The sequence below is a fragment of the Thiomicrorhabdus chilensis DSM 12352 genome (genome assembly GCF_000483485.1).
Lineage (GTDB): Bacteria > Pseudomonadota > Gammaproteobacteria > Thiomicrospirales > Thiomicrospiraceae > Thiomicrorhabdus > Thiomicrorhabdus chilensis.
Genome location: NZ_KI519609.1, coordinates 1610746 through 1623521 on the forward strand (window position 1 = coordinate 1610746; position 12776 = coordinate 1623521).

Genomic DNA, 12776 nt, shown 5'->3' on the forward strand with positions numbered 1-12776 from the left:
CTGTTAAATTCAAACGGCCAATCTAAAACGGCACTAAGAATCGATGTTTTGAAATGCATTATAAAAAATCCCCGGACAGATATCATAACCTGACCGGGGATTATTGAGTGAAACGGCTTGTAACGTAAAGTCGTTATGTCGTCAGGTTTGCGAACAATGTCGGCAACTTTTCAGGCAAACGCATGACATCGTCAACGATCGCATAACGGTTCTGACCGAAAATCTGCTGCACATATTTATCGGCATACTGGTCGATTGTCAGACAGTAGGAGTAAACCCCTTTAGTCTGCAACTCTTCCACCGCTTTTTTCGCATCCTGCTTAAGATACTGACCATCTTTCTCGTCAATATCAGCCGGTTCGCCATCGGTAATCACCAACAACAGTTTCTGTTTACTGGATTGTTTCTCCAAATAAGAACCCGCATGACGCATGGCCGCTCCCATTCGGGTCGACAAGCCACCTTGCATTCCGGCCAACTTGGCATGCACATCGGCATCAAACGGTTCTTCAAACTGTTTGAAACGCACATACTGCACATCATGTCGCCCATCGGAAGAGAAGCCGTGAACCGCAAATTGGTCACCAATTCCGTTAATGGCATGTGAAACCAAAATGGCCGCTTCCTGGGTGACTTCCAAGATCGTCTTATCGGCACCGGTCACCATTTCATTGGTCGATTCCGACAAATCCAGAAGAATAACCACCGACACTTCACGCGAACGAATGACATTTTTCATGGTGATACGTGGATCCGGCTCTTGCCCCATGCGAATCGAGGTAATGGCTTCGACACAGGCGTTCAAATCCAATTCATCCCCGTCTTCAATGCGGCGAATACGCTGCAAGCCCACGGCTTGAAGTTTATCAACGATTTGCTTGATACGGTGTGCAATGCCTTTATTGGCATCCAAAATCCGATCATACAGTTCCGGATCGCCCTTCTTGGCACGATGCTCGTATAAAGTCACCCAGTTCGGGCGGTTCAACTGTACACGGTAATCCCACTCGTGATAATGGTGTGGATCGGAAATTGGTTCCACCCCTTCCATTTCGTTATAGGAAATACCGTTATCTTCATATGGGAAAAACTCGGAACCCAGAACCCACACTTCATCATGATCGACATCCAACAGTTCGGAATCGATCTCATTGATCATCTCCATGACCGAGACGTGCTTGCGTACGGTTTCTTTATAACCGCTTCCGCCGCCTTCCATCTCCGACCACTCTTCGCTGGCCCAAACCAGACGGTTGTCATCGCGATAGGCAAAACGTAAACGACTGATGTCCGTCAACGACTCCCACTTGGTGGTCGCCTGGTTCAGTACATTGTAAAGCAAGATACCCACATCCCAAGACCACTTTTCATTGTCCAGGTTGTCTTCAATCTGCTCGTGGAAACGCTCGGCCACCACCTGCATCTGAGTGTCTTCAAGCGTATAATCCTTATCCATCAGCGCTAACGCCAACTGCTCCAGACGGGCGGCCGTAGAACGCGGATCCAATTCGCTCTCTTCCATACTGGCGCGAATCACCTTCATCCACAGGTTTTTCAACCCAGGGAAGTGTTTGATGGCGTTGTATTCAACGCGCGCATCTTCAATCAACTCGATGAAAAACATCTGCTGCGGATTGAGCTGCTCCATTGAAATAGCCTCTTTAGTATAAGCGATATGCGAGGCCAAATGAGCCGCCATGGCACGATACAGATCCACACCTTTGATGTCGCCCAAATCGTTCAAGGCATCCGGCAGGTGCAAAGCCATTTTCTCAAAATAAGGCTTAAAATCTTCAAAGTCGGCGGCTGCTGGACGAATGAAGAAATCGCGCGCCCAAAAAGCACGCAAATAGAAATTGATGGAACGGTGATGATCAATGAACAACGAGCCTTTACGCTGCTGCTGGAAAACCGCTTTGGAATCTTCCGAAATCAGGCCGAAATAGTCCATCTGAGCTTTGAAGTTACGGGCATGAGCCTGCGCACCCCACTGAGCCCAGCGACGCAAACCGGAGACGGTCAATTTGGACATCAAGTCATCGATCAGATTCAACATCGGTCTCAAGCCACGCGGGGTTTTAGATCCGATTTGATAAATCAACGCCAAATATTGTCTGAGAAGGTCGATGTCACCGGTTCTTTCCGCCACTAACGGCAGTGAATCCAAAACCAGGGAAACCACTTCACCGGAGGTCACCGATGATAGTTTCATGACGGTTTCCAGAATATCATCCAGAATCTCGTCTTCGACCTTAGCGATGACCTGCGGAACCGCTTCAAGGTAACTGACCACCACTTGCTGGCCTTTACCTAAATACGCAATCCCCTGAGCATTCTGCAACCAGGTCTCACGAGAAGCCTCATTCATGTAATGTGAGGCTTCCTGAATCAGAGAATCGAGCATTTCCTCAAGCTGGGGAACACTTTCGATTAACGATTCTTTGACTTCTACAATATCAAAACTCATAGTTCTTTCTCACATTGATTAGCAATAATTCACGCGACCAACGCCAACCGGAATCGCAACAGGATACCGACTTGGCGGGCTGGAGGATTATTACTCGAAGAAAGTATCCACAGTCGTCAACAGAGTATCCAAGATATCGTCATCATCCGTAAGCGGAGTGATCAACGCCATCGTACAAGCTTTCTTAGGATCAACCCCTTTGTTGATCAACTGCGCTGCGTAAACCAATAGACGGGTTGAAATCCCTTCATCCAGACCGTGACCTTTCAAGTTACGCGAACGCTGTGCGATCTGCACCAATTTCTCGGCCGTAGCCAAATCGATTCCCGCTTCTTTGGCGACGATATCGGCTTCGATTGACTCTTCAGGATAATCGAACTTGAATCCACCAAAGCGCTGTTTGGTCGATTGCTTCAAGTCTTTCATCATGGACTGGTAGCCTGGGTTGTATGAAATCACCAACTGGAAATCAGGGTGCGCTTCAACCAATTCACCTTTCTTATCCAAAGGCAATACACGACGGTGATCCGTTAGCGGGTGGATAACAACCGTTGTATCTTGACGTGCTTCAACCACCTCATCCAAATAACAGATGGCACCGATACGTGCGGCCACAGTCAAAGGCCCATCCTGCCAGCGGGTTCCGTTGATATCGATCAGGTAGCGCCCCACCAAATCCGATGCTGTCATATCTTCGTTACAGGCAACGGTGATCAGCGGTTTACCAAGCTTCCATGCCATGTACTCTACAAAACGCGATTTACCACATCCTGTCGGCCCTTTAAGCATGATTGGCATACGTGAATCATAACCCGATTCAAATAGTTCAATCTCATCCGCTACAGGACGGTAAAAAGGTTCATCTTTAATAACATATTGTTGTGGATCAATAGCGTTGATTTCAGACATCAGACTTCTCCATTTATCAAATCACTTAGATTTACCGACTCCGACACTCAGGTCAAATCAGCAAGTCTAAATAGTTGAGTAGAAAAAAGGCCAATCGGTTTCGGGGCCGATTGACCGTTTTTATCCGAACAGGAGGTAAGAGTCTGTCCGGATAAACCGGCTTAAAACAAGGGGAAGCCCAATGGCACCCTCATTTAATAAATTCTGTGGGTTGCATGGCCGGTTATCAAACCGCCACACAACCAGATAGTAAACTTTCTTAGAAAGCCCAGGCCTTATTCAGGCCTGAAGCTTGCAAGAAATCTCTTACATATCACCACGCTTGATCAGCATGTTTGCACCTTGAGACTGTGCATAGTTATCATAACCAATCAAACGAACGTGGTTGTTTGGGTTGGCTTTGATACAAGCGTTTACTTCGTCAATAACCGCATCTGCAGAAGTTTCACCAAACATTGGCAGCTTCCACATATACCAGAAGTAATCGAATGCACGCTCTGGCTCAGAGTGTTCAATCGCCGGGTTCCAACCCTGGTCAATGATGTACTGAACTTGCGCCTTGATTTGATCTTCAGTCATTTTTGGAAGGTAAGAGAACGTCTCTGCCTTACGTGACTTAGGATCTGAAATACGTGATGGGTAATCTTGTACTTGACTCATTATTTATCTCCTTAATTCATCAATTACTTATGCTTAACGTCAAGCTTATCTACAGTATCGAATTCGAACTTGATTTCTTTCCAAGTTTCCATAGCGATCTTAAGCTCTGGGCTGTGTTTAGCCGCTTCTGTCAGCACTTCTTTACCAACTTTCTCTACTTCTTTACCTTCGTTACGTGCTTGTACACACGCTTCCAAAGCAACACGGTTAGCCGCGGCACCCGCTGCGTTACCCCATGGGTGACCTAGCGTACCACCACCGAACTGAAGAACAGAATCATCACCAAAGATAGAGACAAGAGCAGGCATGTGCCATACGTGGATACCACCAGAAGCAACTGGGATAACACCAGGCATTGCGCCGAAGTCTTGGTCGAACATGATGCCGCGTCCACGATCTTCTGCGATGAAGCTGTCACGCATAAGGTCGATCCAACCTAGCGTTGCATCACGGTCACCTTCCAGCTTACCAACAACGGTACCAGAGTGTAGGTGATCACCACCAGATAGACGTAGAGCCTTAGCCAGTACGCGGAAGTGGATACCGTGATGAGGGTTACGGTCAATTACACCGTGCATTGCGCGGTGGATGTGCAACAACAGACCGTTCTTACGACAGTAGTTAGCCAAACCAGTGTTAGCGGTGAAACCACCTGTTAGGAAGTCGTGCATGATGATCGGAGTACCGATCTCTTTAGCGAATTCCGCACGCTCGTACATTTCTTCTGGAGTACCAGCAGTCACGTTTAGGTAGTGACCTTTACGCTCACCGGTTTCAGCTTGTGCTTTTTCGATTGCATCCTGACAGAATAGGAAACGGTCTCTCCAGCGCATGAACGGCTGAGAAGTAACGTTTTCATCATCCTTAGTGAAGTCAAGACCACCACGAAGACATTCATATACTGCACGACCGTAGTTCTTAGCAGATAGACCTAGCTTAGGCTTGATAGTACAACCTAGCATTGGACGACCGTACTTATCCATTTTGTCACGCTCAACCTGAATACCGTGTGGAGGCCCACCACAAGTCATAACGTAAGCAAGTGGGAAACGGATATCTTCAAGACGACAAGAACGTAATGCCTTGAACCCGAATACGTTACCAACCAATGAAGTCATAACCGATACAACCGAACCTTCTTCGAATAGGTCGATTGGGTATGCGATGAACGCGTAGAATGCGTTGTCGTCACCAGGAACGTCTTCAATTCTGTACGCACGACCTTTATAATAATCAAGGTCTGTCAACAAGTCAGTCCATACAGTTGTCCAAGTACCTGTTGAAGATTCAGCTGCTACCGCCGCTGCGATCTCTTCACGAGGAACACCTTCCTGTGGAACTACTTTAAAACATGCCAAAAAGTCTGAATCTTTAGGCTCGTATTCTGGCATCCAATAAGTTTCGCGGTATTCTTTAACACCGGCATTATAAGTCTTAGCCATCTTTTACCTCTTTGTATTTTGATAGTAAAAATGAGTCTGAACGTGCAAGTGTTTTTTCACACTCTGCTTGTTTCAGTGGTGAGTATCTTAGTTAAAAAAAAACATTTGCATACTGAGTGTTTGTTATAAAATTCATAAACAAATGTATATGCATCCTGTTTTTTTGGGATACAAACATCACACAATTACCAACCAAAATAAGTGGACAACCATGACACCAAACCTCCACATCACATCACAACAAATTCGTATTTTTGAAGCTGTTGCGCGCAATCTAAGTTATACAAAAGCGGCTGAAGAACTAGGACTTTCCCAACCGGCGGTTTCTATTCAAATGAAACGCCTAGAAGAAAATAACGACGTAAAATTTATTGAAGTTATTGGAAAAAAGCTCTATTTGACGCGTCCAGGCGAACGCATGCTAAAAAGTTGTCAACGTATTTTGGACGAACTTCATGACCTCAACGGCCACATCAAATCGGCACAACAGAAAATTGAAGGTGAATTAAAAATCGCTGTGGTCACGCCGGCCAAATACTTTATGCCTTATATATTAAAAGCGTTCCTGAATCGCTACCCGGACGTTCGCCCCGCCATTACCGTCATCAATCGACGCCGAATTCTGGATGAGTTGAAACAAAACCAGTACGACTTATCCATCATGGGGCGCGTACCCGAAGAACTCAAACTCGACTCCTTCCCTTTCTTTCAGAACGAACTGGTGGTCGCGGCCCCCGCCAAACATCGCCTCTCTAAAGAGAAACGCATTCCCATTTCCGAAATTGCGACCGAACGTTTCCTGATGCGCGAAAAAGGCTCGGGAATTCGCATGTCGGTGGAAGACCGTTTTGCTGAAAACGGGATTATCATTGAGCCCTACATGGAACTCGGCAGCACCGAATCGATCAAACAGGCGGTGATGGCAGGGCTGGGCATATCGGTTTTGCCTAAACAGGCGATTCGAATTGAGGCCAAACACGGCCATCTAGATATTCTGGATGTGGAAGGCTTTCCGGTCATTCGTGATTGGTATGTGGCCAAAATGAAAGATAAGAACCTGCACCCTGCGGCGCAAGCGTTTGTCGATTTTCTCAACAGCATCGACATTGAACGTTTATTGGCGATGTCCGATACCCGTTAAAAACAGCTAAACTGGTTTTTTATCTATATAAAAGCCAATAAAGTCGCCTTAAAGCATTCGCTGATAAGCATTGATTAACACGGTTTCAAGAATGAGCAGGCCTGTCAGAAACCAACAGGCCTGCTTAAAATGACTACTTGGATGAATTGAACAGTTTACTGTTGCCGCGTTGGTCAATCGCCCCCGCCAGACGCTCCACGCCGTGAATATAGGCGGCCGTCCTTAAAGAACATTGATAACGCTGAGCAAGATCAAAAATCAGGTTAGCCTCACGGCGCATGATCTTCTGGAGTTTTTCCACCACTTCTTTCTCTTCCCAATAAAAGCCCGCTTTATTCTGCACCCATTCGAAATAACTGACCGTCACCCCTCCCGAGTTCGCCAATACATCGGGAATCACCGCAATACCATTGGATTCCAAAACTTCATCCGCTTGTGGCGTCACCGGTCCATTGGCGATCTCCAGCACCGTACCAGCCTGAATCTTATCGGCATTCAACTGGGTAATCTGGTTTTCCATCGCGGCCAATACCAACACATCCACATCCAATGTCAGCAGCTCTTCATTGGTGATGGTTTGATAATCCAATGGATTGCAAACCGACCCTTCACAATACACCGAAGCCAGTTCACTGTTTTCGGTTTTATAACGAAACACGTCTTTGACATTTAACCCCTTGGGGTCATAGATCGCGCCTTGGGAATCCGAGACGGCCACAACACGATAACCCAAAGTCTGTGCCAGACGAGCAAAATGATAACCTGCATTACCGAACCCCTGAATCGCAACGGTCTTTTGACTGACTTCCCAGCCTCTGTGACGTGCGTATTCATTCAATACAAACAACGCCCCCTGGCCGGTTGCGCACTCGCGCCCCTGAGACCCGTTGAGATGAAGGGGCTTACCGGTAATGATGCTGGGCTCCTGCCTGCGGGCAATCACCGAATACTCATCCGCCATCCACCCCATAATGGTCGAATTGGTGTAAACATCCGGTGCCGGCACGTCGCGATTCTCCCCCAAAACATCCGCAAACGCACGGATATAACCACGGGAAAGGCGTTCGACTTCAAGCAAAGAAAGTTCTTTCGGGTTTACCGTCACCCCACCTTTAGCTCCACCAAACGGCAAACCGGCCACCGCACATTTCACCGTCATCCAAAAACTTAGGGAGGTCACCTCATCGAGGTTCACTTTAGGGTGATAACGAATCCCGCCTTTGGTCGGCCCGCGGGTATCGTCATATTGCACTCGATAACCGGTAAACACCCGCAAACTTCCATCGTCCATACGCACCGGAATATTCGCTATAATCGACCGCTTGGGAACCGATAAACGGGAAATCACTTCTTCATTGATATCAATGTGGTTAAACACCGGCTCAAGGCGCTGCTTCGCTATCTCAAACATAAAACCAACCTAAGTAAAAAAACCAACTTGATTGTAACATGGATGAGAATATTGAAAATATCCCCCCCTCAACTATGGATAAACTCCCCTTTGGCTAAGAAGTGTCGAGTAAACTGGTAGCGATTCAAATCATATTTTTCACACAACCCCTGAATTTCTTCAAACATATTATGATTAGTCCAATAGGCTAAAGACATACTTAAACGACTTCCAGCTGGCAAAGCATCGTTAGAACAACAGATGGTAGATAATAGGTTTGCAACATTCCCGTCACTTTAACATTTTGATAAAACAGGTAAAATCAAAATCACGGACTCTACCGGATAAATTCATATCCACATAATTCTTGCTGAGCTTTATTCAACGAGCCTAAAAACAACTCTTATAGAACTATTCCAGCAGAAACTCTATAATGGCCGGAACTTATTTTATTGGAGTGCAGTCATGCATACGCAAGCCAAGCAAACAAAAACCCACCTGATTTTTGGCCTTATATTTGCAAGTCTTATTGCACTCGTTCCTACTTATGTTTTTTCTGATACGCTCCGAATCGCTACTGATGAATGGTGCCCTTACGATTGCATCGCAAGTCAAAACCAAGGCAAGGTCGGATATTTGGGTGATTTACTGGTGGAAACCATGAAAGAAAGAGGACATAAGGTCGAGTTCGTTGAAGTCTCTTACTCTCGTGGATTGCAACTGGTCAGAGAAGGCAAACTTGACGGTACCATGGCCTGCTTTCGCGAAGAAGCTCCAGATTTCGTTTTTCCTGATTTTGCCTTAGGCAAAAGCAACAGTACCTTTTTCAGCCGTAAAGATTCAGACTGGCGCTACACAGGAAAAGACTCGCTTGAACAGGCTAAAATGATTGGCATTATTAAAGGCTATGACTATGTTGATCCGACCGTGATGGATTATATTAATCAAAATCCTAAAAACGTCCTTGCCATTACCGGAGAAAAACCTTTGGAAAGGTTGCTTGAAATGCTTATCAATGGTCGCCTAACTGCGGTCATCGAAGACAAAATCGTATTGGAATACAAGGCCAAACAAATGGGCCAATCTGACCAAGTGAAAGTCTCGGGCATCACCAGTGTGGTCATTGATGTTTACAGCAGTTTTTCGCCTAAAAACCCCAAATCCGCAGAATATGCCAAAATCCTGTCTGAAGAAACTCTAAAAATGCGTAAAGATGGTCGTTTAAACAAATTGCTAGAACGCTATGGCATTCAAGATTGGCAAACCCAATAAACTATGACTTGTTAAATGCGTACTTTATTAAACCGTTATCGCCAATCTATCGCGCTGCATCTATTGCTCGTTATCTTCGGCTTTTATTTTTTGGTGGCGATTCTGGTCACGGTGGTTCAGCTATACAAAGAATACGAAAACACCAAAAAAGAATTTTATGAAGAAATTCAAACCTTGCCTGCCACCTTTGGCAAGGGAATTTCAGATTCGGTTTGGACCTATAATCAAGAGTTGCTGCAATCGATTCTACAAGGCATGTACAACCTTCCCATCGTGGTGGGGGTCAAAATCGAATCGCTTGACCACAAAATGGATATGCAAATCGGTGCGGTGCTTAATGAGCAAAATCAGGTCGATTATTATGACTCGAAAGGCCAACCCTCAGAACAAAAACTCTTCGGCTTGGGCGCTAAATCACTTTTCGATCACGAATTCCCTATTCATTATCAAGGGCCAGCGTTTAAAGATGATATTCCCTTGGGGAAGGTAACCCTTTATTCAAATGACCGACTGGTCTTTGAGCGAGTCAAATACGGCTTCTTTCTCATATTGATAAACTCCTTAATCAAAACTTTCGCGCTTTGGTTTATCATTTATTTCTTTATCAAAAAATACTTAGGGCGACCTCTAGAAGAATTTACCCACAAAATTCGCCAGCAAAACACACAATCCCCACAACCGATCGACTTGGCTATTCACTGGACAGATAAAAATGAACTGCTCATTTTAAAAGACAGTTACAACCAAATGATTCAGCGATTAAACGAGCACCAGCACGAATTGTTAGAACTTAACCAAGCGCTGGATGAAAAGGTTAAAGCTCGGACACATGACTTGGAGCTTGCCAAAGAAAGCGCTGAGAAATTAGCTTATAGCGATCCACTCACTCAACTCAATAACCGCCGTGCTTTTTTTGATTATGGCCAACGGTTACTGAATCTCGCTTTCCGACAACAAAATCCGCTGAGTTTGATTATGCTCGATATAGATAATTTTAAAAAACTCAATGACACTTATGGCCATGCTTTGGGAGACCAGGCTCTGAAAGCTTTTGCAGATACACTTAAAAACAACCTTCGCGCAACTGACATCATTGGTCGGTTAGGAGGAGAAGAATTTGCTGTACTTTTGCCCAATACTGAAGAAGCCAATGCAATTAACATTGCCCAAACCCTTCGCCAAAAAATTAGCCAAATCGAGCTAAAACACGAACATTCATCAATTCAGTTTACCGCCAGCTTAGGAGTAGTTGAAAGTAAACCGGAAGACTCGAATATAGACTCGTTGCTTGCGCAAGCCGACAAAGCTCTTTATGTTTCAAAAGATCAAGGGCGTAATCAAGTCACTCCGTATTCAGAAATCTCAGCCAGCACCGCAATGAATGAAATTGGCTAATCTGCCTAAAAAATCCAATCTTATAGAAAGCAAAAATTCTAAGAATTATTTAGATACTTAAACTAATCAGAAATGAGTTAATGTTTTTTAACAGAAGAACAAAAGGAAATAGTCTTTTAAAAGACAGGAAAGTAGAAAAATGGGGCGAATGACGGGGATCGAACCCGCGACAACAGGAATCACAATCCGAAATTCTCATATTTAACGCATCTTAATAAAGTTTAATAAAATATAATTAACCTTTACTTATCATAAACTTATAAAAACAAAACCATTGACACAGCTTAATCAAAATTTGTAATATTTAACCTATCCGGGGGCACAGTGGGGGCACGGAAATTAATAAGGGTTAAATTATGCAAAAGAAAATCACAAAAACAGAACTTAAAAAGTTTGACCAAAACTCAAATATAGGGGATAGATTTAACGACACTGAACAAAAAGGGTTTCACGCTAGAAAAGGGAAAACAGGTACCCACCTTTACTATCGTTACCGATTAGATGGAATACGAAAAACCATATCTTTAGGTCGATTCCCTGAACTCCCCCTTGAAAAAGCCAGAACTATCATATCAGACTATATTGGTCGTATCGCTTCTGGAGAAGATATTTCTGAAGCTGCCGCTCAAAAAAAACAACTTACTCAAAACACTGGACTTTCTTATATTCAAGAAATTTATGACTCTGAGTTAGCTAAGAAAGGCGATGGTACAAATATTCGAGCAGACCTTTTTAATCACTTTGGTGAGCTTTTAAAAAAGCCGATGCACTCATTAACAAAACGACAGTTAAAAAACTGGCAGGCTAAAAAAGAAGCCGGTGGTTTAAAACCTAAAACAATCAAAAAGTTGTTTGCATACTTTAACGCCATGCTAAATCACGCTGTTAAAATTGGTGGAGCATTAGAATCTAATCCATTAGATGGTTACTCTCTTAATTTAAGAAAGACCACCCCAGAAGAAGAAAGGCTGCTTAGACAAAAAAGAACATATCTCACAGAAGAACAAACACGACAATTCTTCCTGGGGCTAGATTTATATCAAGACGAAAAGCGTAGACAAAACCAGAATAGCCGAGCTCACGGTAAGGGATACTTACCTGACTTATCTAAAGTTGAATATGTCGATTATGTAAAGCCTATAATGCTATTTCTGTACTACACTGGCTTAAGACCTGGAGATGCCAGAACTATGCAGTGGGATGAGATTAACTTCAACTTTAAAGTATTAAACAAAGTCATTAATAAAACTAAGAATAAAATAGAGCACTCTACCCAAATCCCGCTTTCAGACCAGTGCATACAAGTATTACAAATCTGGCATAAACAACACGGTTCTCCTAAACATGGTTATGTATTTCCAAGCCCAAGAACAGGAAAACCCTTTCATGGACTATTTAAACCATGGGAAAAAATAAAAGAACTTGGAGACCTACCACCAGAACTGGGAAATTACACTTTAAGGCATAACTTCATAAGCCAACTTGTTATGAACGGTGTTAACCTTTTAAGCATTGCTAAACTCGCAACTACTAGTGTAGAAATGATAGAAAAACACTACGGTCATCTACAGCCTGATTTACAAAATCGATTTATTAACGAATTTGCACAGCAATCTCAAAGAATAATTAAAAAGGCTTCAAGCAAGAAAAAAACATTTCAGATATGAATTGAAAAAGCTTAAATAATCATCTTAGTGTCCATATAATTTTTAGCCATTTACTTAAGCTTTTTTTTGAAACGGAATACCAACTACTCTCAGCTAAATCTGATTCTATAAAAGCAAAGCTTTCTCAGCTTAAAACTGAAAAAACTGAAATATTAGAAAAAGTAGCAGAAACTAATTCCCTTATTCTTAACGAAGAAAAGTGGTTCTTAGAAAACTCTATTGAAGACTTTGAACGCATAGAGTCTGAAGCTAAAGAAAAAGTTTATTTATCTTGGACCCATATCGAAGAAATTAGAACAAAGTTACAGCATAACAAAAAAGAAGGCGATAGAATCAAAAGCAATATCGGCTCATTACTTAATCCTTTAAATTGGTTCAGTCAAGAAAGAAAGTCTTGGCTTATCAAAGCCGAAAACAACCGGCAAGAACTCGA

At 43.6% G+C, this 12776-nt stretch carries 9 protein-coding genes; 4 read left to right on the plus strand and 5 right to left on the minus strand.

Annotated elements, in window-relative coordinates; genetic code table 11:
* Positions 1 to 133: 133 nt before the first annotated feature.
* The 4 genes from B076_RS0107775 to B076_RS0107790 form a co-directional block, all read right to left on the minus strand.
* Complete coding sequence (locus tag B076_RS0107775; protein ID WP_028486807.1) at positions 134 to 2467, minus strand: nitric oxide reductase activation protein NorD; 2334 nt, start codon at positions 2465 to 2467, stop codon at positions 134 to 136.
* A gap of 90 nt (positions 2468 to 2557) precedes the next feature.
* Positions 2558 to 3376, minus strand: a complete 819-nt coding sequence (locus B076_RS0107780; protein ID WP_028486808.1) for a CbbQ/NirQ/NorQ/GpvN family protein — start codon at positions 3374 to 3376, stop codon at positions 2558 to 2560.
* A gap of 306 nt (positions 3377 to 3682) precedes the next feature.
* Entirely contained in the window at positions 3683 to 4036 is a 354-nt protein-coding gene (locus tag B076_RS0107785; protein ID WP_028486809.1) for a ribulose bisphosphate carboxylase small subunit, read from the minus strand.
* A gap of 23 nt (positions 4037 to 4059) precedes the next feature.
* Positions 4060 to 5478 carry a form I ribulose bisphosphate carboxylase large subunit gene (locus tag B076_RS0107790; protein WP_028486810.1) on the minus strand — a complete coding sequence of 473 codons (1419 nt, stop codon included), beginning with the start codon at positions 5476 to 5478 and terminating at the stop codon, positions 4060 to 4062.
* A gap of 211 nt (positions 5479 to 5689) precedes the next feature.
* Here B076_RS0107790 and B076_RS0107795 point away from each other — a divergent pair, with 211 nt between their 5' ends.
* Positions 5690 to 6619, plus strand: coding sequence for a LysR family transcriptional regulator (locus B076_RS0107795; RefSeq protein WP_028486811.1), 930 nt, complete (start codon positions 5690 to 5692; stop codon positions 6617 to 6619).
* Positions 6620 to 6752: 133 nt separating this feature from the next.
* Here the strand turns inward: B076_RS0107795 and B076_RS0107800 are convergent, their stop codons facing one another.
* The gene (locus B076_RS0107800) at positions 6753 to 8030 is read right to left on the minus strand and encodes a Glu/Leu/Phe/Val family dehydrogenase (RefSeq protein WP_028486812.1); all 1278 of its coding nucleotides are present in this window, start codon (positions 8028 to 8030) and stop codon (positions 6753 to 6755) included.
* Positions 8031 to 8474: 444 nt separating this feature from the next.
* Between B076_RS0107800 and B076_RS0107805 the strand changes: the two genes are divergently transcribed.
* From B076_RS0107805 to B076_RS12465, 3 genes are all read left to right on the plus strand, one after another.
* A complete protein-coding gene (locus B076_RS0107805) occupies positions 8475 to 9281 on the plus strand; it encodes a substrate-binding periplasmic protein (RefSeq protein WP_028486813.1) in 807 nt (268 codons plus the stop codon).
* Positions 9282 to 9296: 15 nt separating this feature from the next.
* Complete coding sequence (locus B076_RS0107810) at positions 9297 to 10676, plus strand: diguanylate cyclase (protein WP_028486814.1); 1380 nt, start codon at positions 9297 to 9299, stop codon at positions 10674 to 10676.
* Between the two features lie 356 nt (positions 10677 to 11032).
* Positions 11033 to 12343, plus strand: a complete 1311-nt coding sequence (locus B076_RS12465; protein ID WP_051347251.1) for a site-specific integrase — start codon at positions 11033 to 11035, stop codon at positions 12341 to 12343.
* Positions 12344 to 12776 lie beyond the last annotated feature (433 nt).

Coding starts and splice junctions, on each gene's coding strand:
- B076_RS0107775 (WP_028486807.1), bottom strand. CDS start 2,467: ATGAGTTTTGATATTGTAGAAGTCAAAGAATCGTTAATCGAAAGTGTT.
- B076_RS0107780 (WP_028486808.1), bottom strand. CDS start 3,376: ATGTCTGAAATCAACGCTATTGATCCACAACAATATGTTATTAAAGAT.
- B076_RS0107785 (WP_028486809.1), bottom strand. CDS start 4,036: ATGAGTCAAGTACAAGATTACCCATCACGTATTTCAGATCCTAAGTCA.
- B076_RS0107790 (WP_028486810.1), bottom strand. CDS start 5,478: ATGGCTAAGACTTATAATGCCGGTGTTAAAGAATACCGCGAAACTTAT.
- B076_RS0107795 (WP_028486811.1), top strand. CDS start 5,690: ATGACACCAAACCTCCACATCACATCACAACAAATTCGTATTTTTGAA.
- B076_RS0107800 (WP_028486812.1), bottom strand. CDS start 8,030: ATGTTTGAGATAGCGAAGCAGCGCCTTGAGCCGGTGTTTAACCACATT.
- B076_RS0107805 (WP_028486813.1), top strand. CDS start 8,475: ATGCATACGCAAGCCAAGCAAACAAAAACCCACCTGATTTTTGGCCTT.
- B076_RS0107810 (WP_028486814.1), top strand. CDS start 9,297: ATGCGTACTTTATTAAACCGTTATCGCCAATCTATCGCGCTGCATCTA.
- B076_RS12465 (WP_051347251.1), top strand. CDS start 11,033: ATGCAAAAGAAAATCACAAAAACAGAACTTAAAAAGTTTGACCAAAAC.